The sequence below is a fragment of the Amycolatopsis sacchari genome (assembly GCF_900114035.1).
Taxonomy (GTDB): domain Bacteria; phylum Actinomycetota; class Actinomycetes; order Mycobacteriales; family Pseudonocardiaceae; genus Amycolatopsis_E; species Amycolatopsis_E sacchari.
In genome coordinates this window covers 94,739-111,768 of record NZ_FORP01000012.1, presented here as the reverse complement: position 1 = coordinate 111,768, position 17,030 = coordinate 94,739, and the positions used below count along the sequence as shown (strand labels likewise).

The 17,030-nt window shown below is 68.8% G+C and carries 17 protein-coding genes; 8 read left to right on the top strand and 9 right to left on the bottom strand.

The window, feature by feature from the left end; all coding sequences use genetic code 11:
* The first annotated feature begins 46 nt into the window (after positions 1-46).
* On the top strand, positions 47-895 hold the full coding sequence (locus BMZ92_RS20640; RefSeq protein WP_091510130.1) for an SDR family oxidoreductase: 849 nt from the start codon (positions 47-49) through the stop codon (positions 893-895).
* A 466-nt stretch (positions 896-1,361) separates the two neighbouring features.
* Here BMZ92_RS20640 and BMZ92_RS20635 read toward each other — a convergent pair whose 3' ends face one another.
* Both BMZ92_RS20635 and BMZ92_RS20630 read right to left on the bottom strand, forming a co-directional pair.
* On the bottom strand, positions 1,362-2,258 hold the full coding sequence (locus tag BMZ92_RS20635) for an SDR family oxidoreductase (RefSeq protein WP_091510126.1): 897 nt from the start codon (positions 2,256-2,258) through the stop codon (positions 1,362-1,364).
* The gene (locus BMZ92_RS20630; protein ID WP_091510124.1) at positions 2,255-2,977 is read right to left on the bottom strand and encodes an SDR family oxidoreductase; all 723 of its coding nucleotides are present in this window, start codon (positions 2,975-2,977) and stop codon (positions 2,255-2,257) included. Before BMZ92_RS20630 ends, BMZ92_RS20635 begins: the two co-directional genes overlap by 4 nt.
* An 82-nt stretch (positions 2,978-3,059) precedes the next feature.
* Here BMZ92_RS20630 and BMZ92_RS20625 point away from each other — a divergent pair, with 82 nt between their 5' ends.
* From BMZ92_RS20625 to BMZ92_RS20605, 5 genes are read left to right on the top strand one after another with little or no spacing between them, the layout of a single operon-like run.
* Positions 3,060-3,821, top strand: a complete 762-nt coding sequence (locus BMZ92_RS20625; protein ID WP_091510121.1) for an enoyl-CoA hydratase family protein — start codon at positions 3,060-3,062, stop codon at positions 3,819-3,821.
* The gene (locus BMZ92_RS20620; protein ID WP_177228789.1) at positions 3,818-4,639 is read left to right on the top strand and encodes a CoA transferase subunit A; all 822 of its coding nucleotides are present in this window, start codon (positions 3,818-3,820) and stop codon (positions 4,637-4,639) included. The genes BMZ92_RS20625 and BMZ92_RS20620 overlap by 4 nt, the downstream gene beginning before the upstream one ends.
* Positions 4,636-5,352, top strand: a complete 717-nt coding sequence (locus BMZ92_RS20615) for a CoA-transferase subunit beta (protein WP_091510116.1) — start codon at positions 4,636-4,638, stop codon at positions 5,350-5,352. Before BMZ92_RS20620 ends, BMZ92_RS20615 begins: the two co-directional genes overlap by 4 nt.
* The gene (locus tag BMZ92_RS20610) at positions 5,349-6,389 is read left to right on the top strand and encodes an NAD(P)H-dependent flavin oxidoreductase (RefSeq protein ID WP_091510113.1); all 1,041 of its coding nucleotides are present in this window, start codon (positions 5,349-5,351) and stop codon (positions 6,387-6,389) included. The genes BMZ92_RS20615 and BMZ92_RS20610 overlap by 4 nt, the downstream gene beginning before the upstream one ends.
* A gap of 31 nt (positions 6,390-6,420) precedes the next feature.
* A complete protein-coding gene (locus BMZ92_RS20605) occupies positions 6,421-7,224 on the top strand; it encodes an alpha/beta fold hydrolase (protein ID WP_091510352.1) in 804 nt (267 codons plus the stop codon).
* A gap of 4 nt (positions 7,225-7,228) precedes the next feature.
* On the opposite strand, the gene BMZ92_RS20600 is transcribed toward BMZ92_RS20605, so the two are convergent.
* The 7 genes from BMZ92_RS20600 to BMZ92_RS20570 form a co-directional block, all read right to left on the bottom strand.
* Positions 7,229-7,777, bottom strand: coding sequence for a sugar O-acetyltransferase (locus BMZ92_RS20600; RefSeq protein WP_091510110.1), 549 nt, complete (start codon positions 7,775-7,777; stop codon positions 7,229-7,231).
* Positions 7,778-7,989: 212 nt separating this feature from the next.
* Entirely contained in the window at positions 7,990-9,204 is a 1,215-nt protein-coding gene (locus tag BMZ92_RS20595; RefSeq protein ID WP_091510108.1) for a metal-dependent hydrolase family protein, read from the bottom strand.
* Between the two features lie 31 nt (positions 9,205-9,235).
* Complete coding sequence (locus BMZ92_RS20590) at positions 9,236-10,429, bottom strand: M20 metallopeptidase family protein (protein ID WP_091510105.1); 1,194 nt, start codon at positions 10,427-10,429, stop codon at positions 9,236-9,238.
* A 380-nt stretch (positions 10,430-10,809) separates the two neighbouring features.
* Positions 10,810-11,961, bottom strand: coding sequence for an acetyl-CoA C-acetyltransferase (locus BMZ92_RS20585; RefSeq protein ID WP_091510102.1), 1,152 nt, complete (start codon positions 11,959-11,961; stop codon positions 10,810-10,812).
* Positions 11,954-12,571 carry a TetR/AcrR family transcriptional regulator gene (locus tag BMZ92_RS20580; RefSeq protein WP_091510100.1) on the bottom strand — a complete coding sequence of 206 codons (618 nt, stop codon included), beginning with the start codon at positions 12,569-12,571 and terminating at the stop codon, positions 11,954-11,956. The genes BMZ92_RS20585 and BMZ92_RS20580 overlap by 8 nt, the downstream gene beginning before the upstream one ends.
* Positions 12,564-13,331, bottom strand: coding sequence for an SDR family oxidoreductase (locus BMZ92_RS20575; RefSeq protein WP_091510097.1), 768 nt, complete (start codon positions 13,329-13,331; stop codon positions 12,564-12,566). Before BMZ92_RS20575 ends, BMZ92_RS20580 begins: the two co-directional genes overlap by 8 nt.
* Complete coding sequence (locus tag BMZ92_RS20570; RefSeq protein ID WP_218153511.1) at positions 13,328-14,455, bottom strand: acyl-CoA dehydrogenase family protein; 1,128 nt, start codon at positions 14,453-14,455, stop codon at positions 13,328-13,330. Before BMZ92_RS20570 ends, BMZ92_RS20575 begins: the two co-directional genes overlap by 4 nt.
* Positions 14,456-14,643: 188 nt before the next feature.
* Between BMZ92_RS20570 and BMZ92_RS20565 the strand changes: the two genes are divergently transcribed.
* Both BMZ92_RS20565 and BMZ92_RS20560 read left to right on the top strand, forming a co-directional pair.
* Positions 14,644-16,131: a FadD3 family acyl-CoA ligase gene (locus tag BMZ92_RS20565; protein WP_091510092.1), complete on the top strand. Its 1,488-nt coding sequence runs from the start codon at positions 14,644-14,646 to the stop codon at positions 16,129-16,131.
* The gene (locus BMZ92_RS20560; protein ID WP_091510090.1) at positions 16,128-16,979 is read left to right on the top strand and encodes an enoyl-CoA hydratase; all 852 of its coding nucleotides are present in this window, start codon (positions 16,128-16,130) and stop codon (positions 16,977-16,979) included. Before BMZ92_RS20565 ends, BMZ92_RS20560 begins: the two co-directional genes overlap by 4 nt.
* Positions 16,980-17,030: the final 51 nt, after the last annotated feature.

The window sequence follows — 17,030 nt, the reverse complement described above, 5'->3', positions numbered from 1 at the left end:
AGTTAGTACAAACTCCATGACAGCACCCCAGAGAAGGAGAACTCGCATGATCGTCGTTACCGGTGCCACCGGGCACCTGGGCCGCCTCGTCGTCGCCGGGCTGAAGGAGAAGGTGCCCGCGGACCAGATCGTCGCCGCCGTGCGCTCCCCCGAGAAGGCCGCTGACCTGGGCGTAACCGTCCGGAAGGCGGACTACAACGACCCGTCGTCGCTGGCCGCCGCGCTCGAGGGGGCCGACAAGGTCCTGCTGATCTCGGGTAGCGAAGTCGGCAAGCGCGTGCCGCAGCACACCGCCGTCGTCGAGGCCGCGAAGCAGGCAGGCGTCTCCCTGCTCGTCTACACGAGCGCCCCGAAGGCCGACACCAGCCCGCTCATCCTCGCGCCCGAGCACAAGGCCACGGAAGAGGCCATCCGTGCCGCCGGTCTGCCTTACACGATCCTGCGCAACGGCTGGTACAACGAGAACTACGAGCAGACCGTGCAGCAGGCTGTGCAGACCGGCGGCTTCATCGGCAGCGCGGGCGAGGGCCGGACGGCGAGCGCCGCACGAGCCGACTACGCCGCCGCGGCCGTCGCCGTGCTCACCGGTGAGGGGCACGAGAACAAGATCTACGAGCTGTCCGGCGACGTGGCGTGGACGCGCGCGGAGCTCGCGGAGACGATCGCCCAGGTGGCCGGCAAGCCGGTGACCTACACGGACCTGACGCCGGAGCAGCACAAGGCAGCCCTCCTCGAAGCAGGCCTGCCAGAGGGGACCGCGGGCTTCGTCGTGGCCCTCGACGGCAACACGAAGGACGGGCTGCTCGGCGAGGTCACCAGCGACCTGCACGACCTGATCGGACGCCCCACCACGCCGATCGCGGACACGGTTGCCGAGATCGTCAAGTCACTTTGAGCCCTCTCCTCGGCCCGGGCCCCGTTCACGGCCCGGGCCGAGGCGGGTTTCACCACCCTGGTGCCGTGGAAGCGGCCACGGTGCCCCGGGCGTGCCCGCGGTCCGACGTTCCCGCGCGGGCTGGCACCCAGCTTCATCCGGCCGTCTTATCCCTGCGTACCGGTCCGCTTCAATGCCCAGCGGGCGTCCCGGCCTGGCCGGAACTCACCAACTCCCCGCTTTGCTCTCGCGCCCCTGGCCTGCTGCCTCACCGCAGCCTGGCTCCAACTCACCGGCGCCTCACACGCCGTTCCGCTCTGCCGACGTCCCTCATCTACCCCCTGTCGCGCGGTTATCTGGACGCGGCGGCAGCTCATCGGCTCCCGCGCGCCACCGTCGCTCGGCCGCCTCATGTATCCGCTCCGCTTCCTCGCACGCACCCCGACCGGCCCGTGCGTGTCTGCTGCGTCGCCCCGACGTCGAGCGCTCAACCGGAGCCGTAGACGGGTTCGGGTTCGGCTGCCTCCGCCAGCAACCTCCCCACCACCGGCCCCAGCTCGGCCGGTTCCCACCGCGCACCCTTGTCCACCACGGGCCCGTGGCGCCAGCCCTGCGCGAGCGACACCCGTCCACCGTCCACTTCGAACACTCGACCTGTCACCGCAGCCGACTCCCTGCTGCCCAGCCACACCACCAGCGGCGGCACGTTCTCCGGCGCCATCGCGTCGAATCCCGCGTCCGGCGCCGCCATGTCGAACGTCGGCTCGGTCATGCGAGTCCGCGCCGCGGGCGCGATAGCGTTGACGGTCACGCCGTAGCGGGCGAACTCCGCGGCCGCTACCAGGGTCAGCCCTGCGATCCCCGCTTTCGCGGCCGAGTAGTTGCCCTGGCCGACGCTGCCCAGCAAACCCGCGCCCGAGCTGGTGTTGATCACGCGGGCGTCCGGCACACGGCCTGCCTTGGCCTCCCCACGCCAGTACGCGGCGGCGTGCCGCAGCGGCGCGAAGTGCCCCTTGAGGTGCACCCGCACAACTGCGTCCCACTCGTCCTCGGCCATGTTCACGAGCATCCGGTCCCGGAGGAAACCCGCGTTGTTCACCAGCACGTCGAGCCGTCCGAAGCGTTCCAGCGCGGTCGTGACGAGCCGTTCCGCTCCCGCCCAGTCCGCCACGTCGTCGGTGTTCGCCACCGCCTTCCCGCCCAGCGCTTCGATCTCGTCGACCACCTGCTGCGCCGGCCCCGCGGACGAGCCACTCCCGTCGAGAGCCGCGCCGACGTCGTTCACCACGACATGGGCGCCCTCCCGCGCGAACGCCAAAGCGTGCGCGCGCCCGATACCGCGCCCGGCACCGGTGATGATGACGACCCGACCCTCCACGATCATGTGCCCTCCCCGAGAAACGCCGGGACCTCACCGCCGCCGTGGACCTTAAGCGTCGCCCCACTAACGTACGAAGCCAACGGCGACGCGAGGAACGCCACGCAGGCACCGATCTCTTCCGGCTCCGCTAAGCGTCCTAAGGGGACGGTCTCGCCCGTTCGCTCGCCGTAGTGCAGGTGCGCCTGTTCCGTCCGCACCATGCCCACGTCGAGAGCGTTGACCCGCACTTTCGGCGCCCATTCCACGGCGAGGCTCGCCGTCAGGTTGTCCAGCCCCGCCTTCGCCGCCCCATACGAGGCCGTTCCCGGTGAGGCTCGCGTCGCCGACACACTGCTGATGTTCACGATCGCACCCCCAGAATCCTGCTGCTGCATCACAAAATTCGCCTGCCGGGCGACGAACAGCGGCGCCAGGAGGTTCAGCTCCACCACCTTCGCGTGGAACCGGGCCGAAGCGCTCGCGTCGGCCGGCGGCGCACCGCCGGCATTGTTCACCAGCACGTCCAGCCGACTGAACCCGCCAATGAGCCGCTCGACCTCGCCGGGCTCGCGAACGTCACACCGTACGAACTCCGCCCCCTCTACCGGGTTCTCGGGCTCGGTTCGGCCGCACGTGACAACCCGGGCTCCGGCTCTCAGCAACGTCCGCGTGATCCCGGCTCCGACCCCGCGCATGCCGCCGGTGACGAGCACGACCGCACCGTCGAGCCCCAGGTCCAGCATCGGCGAACCTCCGAACCGCTATGCGCTTCCCGAGCGTCCTGTTAACCTACCAAGCAAGTGCTAGGTTTGGAAGAAGGCGCCGATGCCCATCACCACGCAGCACCCGGAGCCCGGCATCGCCGTGGTCACGGTCGACGTCCCCCCGGTCAACGCCCTGCCAGTCCGCGGCTGGTTCGACCTCGCCGACGAACTCACCGTAGCGGGACGTGACCCCGCCACACACATCGTCGTCCTCCGAGCCGAGGGCCGGGGTTTCAACGCCGGCGTGGACATCAAAGAGATCCAGCGCGACGAATCCTTCGACACGCTGATCGGTGCGAACCACGGTTGCGCCGCCGCCTTCTCCGCGGTCTACGACTGCGCCGTACCCGTCATCGCCGCCGTGCAGGGGTTCTGCCTCGGCGGTGGCATCGGTCTCGTCGGCAACGCGGACGTGATCGTGGCCGCCGATGACGCAACGTTCGGACTGCCCGAAGTGGACCGGGGCGCGCTCGGCGCGGCAACGCACCTCGCCCGGCTCGTCCCCCAGCACCTGATGCGCGCGATGTACTACACGGCGAGCACGATCGACGCCCACCAGTTGCACCACCACGGCTCCGTCCACGCCGTCGTGCCACGCGAAGAACTCGACAACGCAGCGCTCGACCTCGCTCGCCGGATCGCAGCAAAGGACACTCGCGTCATCCGGGCCGCGAAGCGCGCCATCAACGGGATCGACCCGCAATCAGTGCACCGCGATTACCGGTTCGAACAAGGCTTTACCTTCGAGCTCAACCTCGCTGGAGTCGCCGACGGCGCCCGGCAGGCATTCCTCGAAAAGGGGGCGGAATGGACAAACGGATGACCGCCGAGGAGGTGGTCTCGCAGTTGTGGGACGGGATGACGCTCGGCATCGGCGGCTGGGGCTCACGCCGCAAGCCGATGGCACTCGTGCGGGCAATTCTGCGCTCTCCTCTCAAGAACCTGACCGTCGTCACATACGGCGGTCCGGATGTGGGGTTACTGGCTTCCGCCGGCAAGATCCGGCGGTTGGTCTTCGGTTTCGTCACGCTCGACTCGATTCCGTTCGACCCCTGGTTCAACCGCGTGCGGGAGTCGGGCGAGATCGAGGTCACCGAGTATGACGAAGGTGTGTTCGGCACTGGGCTTTCCGCAGCGGCGCAACGGCTCCCCTTCCTGCCGACCCGTGCGGGACTGGGGTCAGACGTGCTGCGGTACAACCCGGAGCTGCGCACGGTCCGCTCGCCGTACGGGAACGAAGAGCTGCTCGCCGTGCCCGCGCTCAAGCTCGACGCGGCGATCGTGCACCTCAACCGCGCCGACGCCCATGGCAACGCCCAATACCTCGGTCCGGACCCCTACTTCGACGAACTGTTCGCCTTGGCTGCCGACCGGTGCTACGTCTCCACCGAGAAGATCGTCGAGGAGTTCGAAGGACCGGTGCAGACGTTGTTGCTGAACCGAGCGAGCGTGCACGGCGTGGTGGAGACACCGCACGGGGCGCATTTCACCACCGCGTCCCCGGACTATGGGCGCGACGAAGCCTTTCAGCGGCATTACGTCGCATCCGCCAAGGACCCGGATCTCTGGCCCGCCTTCGTCGACCGGTTCCTGTCCGGAGACGAGGCGAGCTACCAGGCGGCAGTGGCGGCTTTCGCATGAGCGACGTGACGAGGGCCGAGATGGCCGTGGTGGCCTGCGCGGAACTCTTCCGCGGTGATGGTGAAATCCTGGCCAGTCCCATGGGTCTGATCCCTTCTCTCGGTGCGCGCCTGGCGCGCATGACGTTCGAACCTGATCTTCTGTTGTCGGACGGTGAAGCGTTCCTCGTCGCCGACGGGCGTGTCGAGGGCTGGCAGCCGTTCCGCAAGGTCCTGGACACCGTCGTACCGCATGGAAAACGGCACGTCGTCATGGGTGCCAACCAGATCGACCGGCACGGCAACCAGAACATCTCGGCGATCGGCGCCCACTCCCGGCCGGCGAAGCAGCTGCTCGGTATGCGTGGCGCGCCAGGCAATACCGTCAACCACCGCACGAGCTACTGGGTGCCCCGCCACAGCCGCCGCGTCTTCGTCGACGAGGTGGACACCGTGTGCGGAGTGGGCTTCGAACGCGCGCGGAAAGCCGGGGGTGAGCGTTTCCATGACCTGCACCGCGTGGTGACCAACCTCGGCGTGCTGGCCCTCCGGCCGGACGGGATCCGGCTGCTTTCGGTGCATCCTGGAGTTTCGGTGGACGACGTGGTCGAGAACACGACGTTCGAGATCGATACTAGCGACGTGACCGTCACCCGGCTACCGACGCCGGACGAATTACACCTACTGCGTGAAGTTCTCGATCCGGAATCGTTGCGGGACAAGGAAGTCCGATGAGGACGGCGATCACGGACTTGACCGGCGTCGCACACCCCGTGGTACAAACTGGCATGGGCTGGGTCGCCGGACCCCGCCTCGTGTCCGCCACCGCCGAGGCGGGCGCACTGGGGATTCTCGCTTCGGCCACGATGACTTACGACGAGCTCGAAGCGGCGATCAAGGAAACGCGGGCCCGCACGGGAAATCCGTTCGGAGTCAATCTGCGCGCCGACGCGGAGGACGCCGAACGACGAGTGGACCTGTTGATCCGTGAGGGCGTGCGTGTCGCGTCCTTCGCACTGGCACCGAGAAAGGAGTTGATCGCACGACTGAAAGACGCCGGGATCGTCGTGATCCCTTCCGTCGGCGCGGCACGGCATGCCGAGAAGGTCGCGGCCTGGGGGGCGGACGCCGTGATCGTGCAAGGCGGTGAGGGCGGCGGGCACACCGGCGGCGTGGCGACGACACTGTTGCTGCCGTCAGTGCTGGACGCGGTCGACATCCCCGTCGTGGCAGCGGGCGGGTTCTTCGACGGTCGCGGCCTCGCGGCGGCGCTCGCATACGGAGCGGCAGGTGTCGCGATGGGCACGCGCTTCCTGCTCACCCGGGAAAGCACCGTGCCGGATGCGGTCAAGCAGGCCTACCTGAAGCGGGGCCTGGGCGACACCGTGGTCACGACGAAGGTCGACGGGCTGCCGCACCGCGTTCTGCGCACGGACCTGGTCGACGCGCTGGAACGGTCGGGGCGGCTCGCAGGGCTGGTGCGCGCCGTGGGCAACGCGCGGAGGTTCCGGCGCCGTACCGGGCTTTCGTGGCGGGGGATGCTGCGTGAGGGCATGGCGATGCACGGAGAGCGGAGCTGGGCACAGGTGATCATGGCGGCGAACACGCCGATGCTGCTGCGTGCCGGCCTCGTCGAGGGCGACCTCGGAGCGGGGGTGCTCGCTTCGGGGCAGGTCGTCGGGCTGCTGGACGATCTCCCGGCCGTCGCGGACGTGGTGACCGAGGTCGTCGCGGACGCGGAGGCCATTCTCCGTCGCCTGGGCGGTGGGTGATCCTCCGGACACGCTGTGCTTGACTTCGGTCATGGACTCCGAGGACGGGATCGCCCAGGTCGAGGACGCCGAGCTGCACGTGCGGCGGCTCGGGGACGGGCCGCCTCTGCTGATGATCGCGGGGGGCATCGGTTCCGCGGACAGTTACCGGCTCCTGGCCGCGCGGCTGGCCGAGGAGTACACGGTGCTGCTGTACGACCGGCGTGGACATTTCCGCAGCACGGACAGAACGGACGGACCGATTTCCGTGGAGCGCCACGCGGAGGACGCCCGAGCGGTGATCCGTGCCTGCGGGTTCGGCAAGGCGCTGGTGTTCGGCAGCAGCGCGGGTGCGCAGATCGGACTGGCGCTCGCCGCGCGGTACCCGGAGACGGTGGAAGGCCTTGTCGCCCACGAACCTCCTGCGGTGCGGCTCCTGCCGGACGCCGAGGAGTGGCGGGAGTTCGCGGCGGAACAGGTCGCGCAGGCCGAAACCGGGGACCTGTTCACAGCGTTCAAGAGCTTCATCGAGTCCATCGCCGGGGCCGGGCTGCCGACGATCGGCACCATCCGGCTGCCGAACGAGGACGAGTGGCGGTTGCTGTTCACGCGTGAGCTGCTGAACTTCTACGAGTACCTGCCGGACGTGGAAGGTCTGCGCCAGGGCCAGGTGCCGATCGTGCTCGCCGCGGGCGAAGGTAGCCGCGGGTACTACCACTACCGGCCCGCCCGTGTGCTGGCTCTGGAACTCGGCCTGCCGTTCGTCGAACTGCCCGGTGCGCACCTCGCGCCGCAGCGCGGCGCAGCCGGGTTCGGGGAAGCGCTTTCCGGGCTGCTCACCGATCTCGTCGTCTGAGCGGCTACAGCTCCCGGATGACGCGGCAGGGGTTCCCGGCAGCGAAGACACGGGAAGGCAGGTCCCGGGTGACCACACTGCCCGCGCCCACGACGGTGTCGCTTCCGACGGTCACGCCGGGGCACACGATGACGCCGCCGCCGAACCACACGTTGTCGCCGATGGTGATGGGTGCCGCGGTCTCCCACCGCCGGCGGCGCAACTCGTGGTTTTCCATCGGGTGCAGAGCCGTGAGCAGTTGCGCCCGCGGACCGATCGAGACGTCGTTCCCGATCCGGATCGGGGCGCAGTCGAGCAGGATCGCGTCGTAGTTCAGAAAACTGTTCGTGCCGATTTCAATCAGGTAGCCGTAATCACACCGGAACCGCGGCATGATCCACGATCCTTCGCCGAGCGCCCCAAGCAACTCGCGGAGAACCGGCTCGCGCTGGTCGTCGGGGCAGGCGTTGAACTCCTCGCACAGCCGCTGCGCCCTTCGTCGTTCTTCGACCAGTTCCGGGTCGTTGTCCCGATACAGCTCCCCGCGCAGCATGCGCTCCTTGTGCTCGCCCATCGGCCCAAAGTAGCGCGTCCATCCTGGCGAAACCGCTGTACGCTGGGAAGAGGCGGCCGACGCCTTCCTCCCCAGTTTCGCGGCGGCCGCGGCGGCTCCGGCGCACACTCCCCCTCGGGCGCCGGAGCCAACATGCCCCCGGGCGGCGTCATTCTCCCCCAGCTCGACGCCGCCCGGGGGTCCTTGTCGTTCGCGCGGGAAACCCTTCGCACTTACCGCGTCATAGGCACGACACGCACGCCGTCCCGCCACACTTCGCGGATCGCACCCGGAAGGCGCTCGAACTCGTAGGCGTCCCCTTCGACGAGGACCAGGTCGGCACGGTAACCAGGCGCCAGCCTGCCCAGCCGGTCGCCCCAGCCGAGCAGCTCCGCCGACGACGAAGTGCTCGCCGCGAGCACCTGCGCGGGCGTCATACCGCATGCTCGCATCAGCGCCAGCTCTTCGAGGTTTTCCCCGTGCGGGCCGACTCCGGCGTCCGTGCCCATCGCGATCCGCACCCCGGCCTCGACGGCACGGCGTACCGAGTCGGCGTGCACCTGCACCACCTCTTCGGCCTTGCGCACCATCTCCTCGGGCAACGCCGCACCCGCCTGCACCGAGCGGAGCACCGCCAGCGGCGCGACGAGCGTCGGCACCAGCCACGTCCGGTGCTCCAGCATCAGCTCGATCGCCTCGTCGTCGAGGAAAATGCCGTGCTCCACCGAACGGATGCCCGCACGCACCGCGTTCTTGACACCCTCCGCACCCTGCGCGTGCGCCATCACGTACTTGCCCTGCATGCTCGCCTCGGTGACGAGCACGTCCAGTTCCTCCGGGGTGAACTGGGAGTGCCGCGGATCGTCGCCCGGCGACAGCACACCACCGGTGGTACAGACCTTCAGCACCTCCGCACCGGCTCGCAGCAACGTCCGCGCCACACGGCGCATCTCGTCCGGCCCGTCGGCGATCGACGCCGGACGCCCCGGATGCGGGATCCACGGCCCCGCGCACTGCCCCGACGGCATCCAGTCGTCACCGTGGCCGCCGGTCTGGCTGATGATGTTCACCGAGATCTGCATCCGCGGTCCGGGGATCAACCCGTCCTCCACCGCCCGTTGAATCCCCAGATCGGCTCCGCCGGCATCGCGCACCGTCGTGATCCCGGCCTGCAACGTCCGCCGGAGGTTCCGCGCGGCCTCGTAGAACTGGTACGAGAACGGCTGCTGCACGGCGCGGAGCAGGTCGACACCGGACATGACGACGTGCACGTGGCAGTCGAACAGTCCGGGCAGCACGGTCATGCCCGTGCAGTCGACCACCTCGTCCCCGTCGAGACCGGTACCGACGTCGACGATCAGCCCGTCCTCGACCACGACGTCACCGGCGGCCCGGTCGCTTCCCGTGCCATCGAAAACCCGTCCTCCCTGAAAGAGAATCCGCCCCATACGCGCGCTACCTCCGTTCCGTGCTGTCCGCTCACCGGGGCGCGAGCCGCCGGGCCGCCAGTTCCGCCAGCAGAGTGGCGGCGTCGGCCACGACGCCGTCGTCGAACGCGGCGCGGGGAGAGTGGTTGTAGGGGGCGTTGTCAGGATCTTCGGCGAACGTGGCCCCCAGAAACACGAACGCGCCCGGCACCCGGTCGAGCACGCGCGAGAAGTCCTCCGAGCCGGTGACGGGATTGGGCATGGCCTGGAAGCGTTCTTCACCGAAGACCTCGCGCACCGTTTCGGCCGCGAATTCGTGGCCCTGCCCGGAGTTCACGGTCACCGGGTACTCCTCGACGTAGTCGATCTCCGCTTCGAGGCCGTGCGCGGCGGCTGTCTCCTGGCACAGCTGCACCGCGTACTGCGCGATCTTCTTCCTCGCTTCCTTGGAGAAGCTGCGGATCGTGGCCTCGAACCTCGCGTCGTCGGGGATGATGTTGCGCTGTGTCCCCGCGTGGAACGTGCCCACGGTGACGACGACCGGGTCGAACACGTCGAACCGGCGCGTGACCATGGTCTGCAGTGCGGTCACCATCTCGCAGGCGACCTGCACGGGATCGAGCGCGCGATAGGGGCGCGAACCGTGGCCACCGGCACCGACGACCCGGACGAACAACCCGTCCGAGGCGGCCATCATCGGTCCGGGCCGGCAGGTGAACACGCCGTTGGGGATGCCCGAGGACATGACGTGGATACCGAAGGCGGCGTCAGCGGGGCGGCCCGCAGCCTCCAGCACACCCTCCTCGATCATGTGGCCCGCCCCGTTCCAGCCCTCCTCGCCGGGCTGGAACATGAACGCGACGTCCCCGGCGAGCCGGTCGCGGTGCTGCGACAGCAGCCGTGCAGCCCCGACGAGCCCGGCGGTGTGCAGGTCGTGGCCGCACGCGTGCATCCGGCCCTCGTGCTGCGAGGTGTACTCCGCGCCGGTCTGCTCGGTGACGGGCAGGGCGTCCATGTCGCCCCGCAGCAGGACGACCTCGCCGTCGCCGCCCTGGCCACGCAGGACCGCGGTGACCGACGTGAGGTCCTTGCCCGTGCTGATCTCGAGCGGGAGCCCGTCCAGCGCTTCGAGGACCTTCTCCTGCGTACGGGGCAACTGCAGGCCGAGTTCGGGAATGCGGTGCAGGTCCCGCCTCAGCCGCACCAGGTCGTCGTTCAGCGTCGCCGCGTCGGTCCGCAGGTCCATCGCGCTCCTTCCGTGGTTCTGATCTTCGATGATGCGGCAAGCAGGCAGTGCTCGGTGCCGACTGCGAAGATTCCGTCACACAGGATGTCAGGGAGACGGGGATCGGTCATGCCGAGTGACACCGATCGATCCCCCACCCCGTGGTCCGTGGTGGGCGCGCCCCTCAGCGTGGTTGTCGACCGCTTGCGCTGCGAACTGGCGCGTTCGCTGTCGCCGGCGCCGAGCACGGCGATGTCGTGGCTGCGGGCGCCGCCCCCTCGACGCGGTCGGAGTGGCAGCCGCGCTGGTCACGAAACCGGACGATCAGGCTGATGGGTGCCGTGCCCGACGAAACCGGGCACCGCATGTCTGGGCGCCGGTCGTACCGCGGTGATGCGGGCTCACAGCCGTTCGATGATGGTCACGTTGGCCGTGCCGCCGCCCTCGCACATGGTCTGCAGGCCGTAGCGGCCGCCTCGCCGTTCCAGCTCGTGCAGAAGCGTCGCCAGCAGTTTCGTCCCCGTGGCGCCGATCGGGTGCCCGAGCGCGATCCCGCCGCCGTTGACGTTGACCCGGTCCGGATCCGCCCCGGTCTCCTCCAGCCACGCCAGCACGACGCTCGCGAACGCCTCGTTCACCTCGAACAGGTCGATGTCGTCCACGCTCAGGCCCGTCTTGCGCAACGCCTGTGCTGTCGCGGGGATCGGACCGGTCAGCATCCACACCGGATCCGCCGCGCGCACCGACAGGTGGTGCACCCGCGCTCGCGGGGTCAGCCCGTGCTCGCGCACGAACGCCTCCGACGCGAGCAACGCGGCACTCGCGCCGTCGGAGATCTGGCTGGCGACCGCGGCCGTGAGCCGAGAACCCTCGCTGAGCGGCTTCAGGCCCGCCATCCGCTCGAGGCTCGTATCCCGCCGCGGCCCCTCGTCGTGGCGGAAACCGTCCAGCGGCACGACTTCCGCATCGAACCGCCCCTCGTCCATCGCCGCGATCGCACGCCGGTGGCTGCGGTAGGCGTACTCCTCCATCGCCTCACGGGAAAAACCCCAGTGCTCGGCGATCATCTCCGCACTGCGGAACTGCGAAACCTCGACGCTGCCGTACCGCTCCTGCCAGCCCTTCGAACCGGAGAACGGGTCGTCGAAGCCGTACTCGCGCCCGGCGAGCATCGCGGCACTGATCGGGATCCGGCTCATGTTCTGCACGCCCCCGGCGAGCACGAGGTCCATGGTGCCGGTCATGACCGCCTGCGCGGCGAAATGCACCGCCTGCTGACTCGAACCGCACTGCCGGTCGACGGTCACGCCCGGCACGTGATCCGGATAACCGGCCACCAGCCACGACGTGCGCGCGATGTTGCCCGCCTGCGGACCGAGTGTGTCCGTACAGCCGAGGATCACGTCGTCGACGAGTGCCGGGTCCACGCCCGCCCGCTCGACGACGGCACTGATGACGTGTGCTCCCAGATCCGCGGGATGCACGGTGCTCAACGCGCCACCCCGCCTGCCGACGGGCGTGCGGACCACGTCGAGCAGATAGGCCTCAGCCATCGGGCCTCCTCTTCACCGGCCGGCGTCGGGCGGCGATCCCGTCGAGGACGATCGCCAGGTACTGCTGGGCGACTTCTTCAGCGGACAGCGACCCCTTCGGGTCGTACCAGTGCACCGCGACCCACACCGTGTCGCGGATGAACCGGTAGGTCAGTTCGACGTTCAGGTCGGCCCGGAAGGCACCCTCGCGGACGCCCTCCGTCAGCAGCCCCGTCCACAGTTCGCGGAACTGCGTGTTACGCCGGTCGAGGTAGGAGAACCGGGGAAGCTTCGCGAGCTGCTTGGCTTCGCTCTGGTAGATCGCCACTTCGTCCGGGTGGGCGTCGATGGCTTCGAAGGAGGCCACGACCACGGCCTCCAGCGTCTTGCGCGGCCCGAGCCCGGCGGCGACGATCTCCTCGTAACGGCCGAACAGCTCGTCGAGGAAGCCGCCGAGGATCTCGTCCGCCATTGACTCCTTCGAGTCGAAATGGTGGTACAGACTGCCCGAAAGGATGCCGGCGGCGTCGGCGATGTCGCGGACAGTGGTCGCCTTGTAGCCGCGCTCGGCGAACAGGCGCGCGGCCAGGGTCAGCAGTTCGGCACGGCGGCCGGAGTTCTGGTCAGGCATGCTGGCTGCTCACAGAGATCACCTCACCGGTCAGGTACGACGCGTAGTCACTGGCGAGGAATACCATCACATTCGCGACCTCCCACGGCTCCGCGGCCCTCCCCGAGACCTCGCGAGCCGTGAGCTCGGCGAGCAGCTCCTCGGTGGTGACCTTGGCCAGGAAGGGGTGCATGGCGAGGCTCGGCGCGACCGCGTTCACCCGGATGCCGTACTGCGCCACGTCGACGGCAGCACACCGGGTGAGTGCCATGACCCCGGCCTTGGCAGCGGCGTAGTGCGCTTGCTCGGCTTGGGCGCGCCAGCCGACCACCGACGCGTTGTTGACGATCGCCCCACCGCTGCCCTGCGCGATGAACGCACGCACGGCAGCGCGTATCGCCCGGAAGGTCCCGTTGAGCGTCACGTCGAGCACCCGGTTCCACTCGTCGTCGCTCATGTCCACAATGGATCTGCTGCCACCGAGGCCTGCGTTGTTCACCAGCACGTCGATCCGCCCGAATTCCGCGCGCGCACCGTCAATCAGGGCCTGCACCTGGTCCTCGTCCGTCACGTCGCAGGGGATCGCGTGCACGTCGCCCAGTTCTTCGGCCTTCTCCCGGAGACGCCGCTCGTGCCAGTCGCTCAGCACGACGTGGGCACCCTCGTCGAGGCTGCGCTTCGCGACGGCGGACCCGATCCCGGTTCCCGCTGCCGCGGTCACGACGACCACCTTGTCCCGCAACAGGTTCGCGCCCTTCGGGTAATCGGGGACGGGGATCACGGACGGGCCTCCCTGGGCAGGCCGAGCACGCGCTCGGCGATGATGTTCCGCTGGATCTCGTTGGAGCCGCCGTAGATGGTGTCGGCCCTGCTGAACAGGTACAGTCGTTGCCAGGCGTCCTCCTCGACCATCGACGCCGCACCGCGCACCATCATCGCCAGCTCGCCGAGACCGCGGTGCCAGTTCGCCCAGACCAGTTTGGACACTTCCGCCACGCCGGGCTCCGCCGAACCGAGCGTGCGGACGGCGTGTGCCCGCATGACCTCCAGCCCCATCCAGGCGCGCGCGAGCCGCTCGGCGATCACCGGGTCGTCCAGCGCACCGTTGCTCCGCGCGAGGTCGGTGAGCGCTGTGAGCTCACGCCGGAACCCGACCTGCTGGCCGAGCGTGGCGACGCCACGTTCGAACGCGAGCGTGCCCATGGCGACCCGCCAGCCGTCGCCAGGGGCGCCGACCACGAGGTCCTTCGCCGTGCGGGCACCGTCGAAGAACACCTCGTTGAACTCGCTCGTGCCCGTGAGCTGGCGGATCGGCCGGACCTCGACGCCGGGCTGCCGCATGGGCACGAGCAAGTAGGAAAGACCGTGGTGCCGTTTCGATCCCGGCTCGGTGCGTGCGAGGACGAAGCACCAGTCGGCGACGTGGGCGAGGGAGGTCCAGATCTTCTGCCCCTGCACCACCCACTCGTCACCGTCGAGGCGCGCCGACGTCGAAACCGCGGCCAAGTCCGACCCCGCGCCGGGTTCGGAATAGCCCTGGCACCACAGTTCCTCGACATTCCGGATGGCGGGCAGGAACCGGCGTTGCTGCTCGGGTGTACCGAACGCGATCAACGTCGGGCCCAGCAGTTCCTGCCCGAGATGGCTGACACGTGCGGGTGCGTTCGCACGCGCGTATTCCTCGTGGAACACGACCTGCTCCGCCAGGCTTGCTCCGGCTCCGCCGTGTTCCACGGGCCAGCCCACGCAGTTCCACCCTGCCTTGGCCAAGTGGCGTTCCCACTCGACCCGCTCGTTGAACGCTTCGTGCTCGCGGCCAGGGCCGCCGAGGCCGCGAACGTGCGCGAAGGGTCCGGCGAGGTTCTCCTCCAGCCAGGCCCGGAGGCGTTCCCGAAACTCGGCCATCGCGACTCCTCCGTCCCCGTGCCCTGTCCGCCGTCGGCTCATTTCCGTATAGAGGCATTCCTCGCTCGAGGGCTGGCCCCGATCGAGCCCATCTCAATGCTGGGGCAGTGTCACCCGTCCGGAGCCTCTGTTCAAAACGAGGCCTCCTGCGTAGGCTACCCTACCAAGCACTTGCTAGGGAGCGCCTCATGGAAACCATCCCGGCCGCCGTAGTCCGGGCAGCGGAACGGTTCGGCGATCGCGAAGCAATCGTCGACGGCCAGGTGCGCCTGACTTACGCACAGCTCCACGAGCACGTCCGCCGTTTCGCGGGTTTCCTCATCGGCGAAGGAATCCGCCCGGGCGACCGAGTCGCAGTCTGCTCCCCGAACACCCACCACTGGGTTGTGGCGGCACTCGGCACGCTGCACCTCGGCGCGACACTCGTCCCGATCAACACCCGGTTCACCGGGCCGGAGATGCGGGACCTCCTGGAGCGCACGCAAGCGCGCGCCCTGGTTGTGGCGTCGTCCTTCCTCGGCGTGGACCGCTTGGCACTGCTGGAAGAAGCAGGCGCGAAGCTACCCGACACGGTGGTGCGGCTGGACCTGTCCCAGCCGGCGCAGTGGGACGGGAACACCACAGGTGTCGACGAGCTCGCACAAGCGGTGCAACCCGAGGACATCAGCGACATCCTGTTCACCTCCGGCACGACAGGCCGGAGCAAGGGCGCCATGAACGCCCACCGCCAGGCCCTGTCAGTCGCACACGCATGGGCCGAGTGCGGCGGACTGACGGCCGAGGATCGCTACCTGGTGGTGAACCCATTCTTCCACAACTTCGGCTACAAAGCAGGCATTCTGGCGGCTCTTTCGACCGGGGCCACGCTCGTCCCGGAAAGCACCTTCGACGTCGAGCGCACACTCCGACTCATCGCCGCCGAGCGGATCACCGTCCTCCCCGGGGCGCCGACGATCTACCAGACGCTGCTTGACGCCCCTGACAGATCTGAGCACGATCTGTCCAGCCTCCGGCTGGCGGTGACCGGAGCCGCGACAGTGCCCGTGGCACTCGTGGAACGCATGCAGTCCGAGTTGACGTTCGAGACCGTGCTGACCGCCTACGGTTTGACCGAAGCGGTCGTCGCCACGATGTGCCGCCCGGACGACGATCCCGTTACCGTCGCCCGGACCTGCGGTCGCGCGACCGCGGGCTTCGAACTCCGCACGGAGCCCCACACCGGGGAGGTTCTGTTGCGCGGCCCCAACGTTATGCTCGGTTATCTGGACGACCCCGCGGCGACCGAGGCCGCGATCGACGGCGACGGGTGGCTGCACACCGGAGACGTGGGCGAGGTCGACCAACGCGGCTACCTCACGATCACGGACCGCATCAAGGACATGTACATCTGCGGCGGGTTCAACGTCTACCCGGCCGAAGTCGAGCAGGTGCTGGCCCGCCTGCCGGGCGTCGCAGAATCGGCGGTCATCGGCGTGACCGATCCACGGTTGGGAGAAGTCGGCAAGGCGTACCTGGTGCGGCAGGGGGACGCCGATCTGTCCAATGAGGACGTTCTAACCCACTGCAGGAGAAACCTAGCGAACTACAAGGTGCCGCGCCAGGTCGAGTTCTGCGACGAGCTGCCGCGGAACGCCTCGGGCAAGGTGCTGAAACGAGTGCTGAGGGAGCAGGCGTGAGCGAAGTTGTGCACTACGAGCGGCGAGGTCCGGTCGCGGTGGTGACCATGAACCGGCCTGAGTACCGGAACGCCCAGAACTCCGCGATGACCTACGCACTGGACTCGGCTTTCGCCCGCGCCGTCGACGATGCCGACGTCAAGGTCATCGTGCTGGCCGGCGCGGGAAAACACTTCTCTGCGGGACACGACATCGGCACCCCGGAGCGAGATGTCGACTTGTCGTTCGATCGCAAGGCCGTCCTGTGGTGGGACCACGTCGGCAGGCCGGGTGCGGACCAGCGGTTCGCCCGCGAGTCCGAGGTGTACCTGGGCATGTGCCGCCGCTGGCGGGAGATACCGAAGCCCATGATCGCGAGCGTGCAGGGCGCGTGCATCGCCGGAGCGCTCATGCTCGCCTGGGTCTGCGATCTCATCGTCGCCTCCGACGACGCGTTTTTCGCCGATCCCGTGGTGCGCATGGGAATCCCGGGAGTGGAGTACTTCGCGCACCCCTGGGTCCTCGGGCCGCGTGCCGCGAAGGAGGTCTTGTTCACCGGGGAACGGTTCTCGGCGCAGCAGGCACTGGAGTGGGGCATGCTGAACCGCGTAGTCCCTCGAGCCGAACTCGAGGCAGCCACGATGACCCTGGCCGAGAAGATCGCGGTAATGCCTTCGTTCGGTCTCGCGCTGGCGAAGAAGGCGGTGAACCAGGCCGAGGACCTGATGGGCCTCCGGCCCGGTATGGACTCGGTATTCGGCCTGCACCACCTGGCACACGCGCACAACGCCGAAGTCGGGGGCGATTCGCTCGGCGGCCAGACACCTCAATCGATGCGGGACGCGAACCGGGCAGGGCAAGGCGGGTAACTGCGGTCATGCCTCCCGCTCCCCACCCCGACCGACGACGAGAGTGAGGAA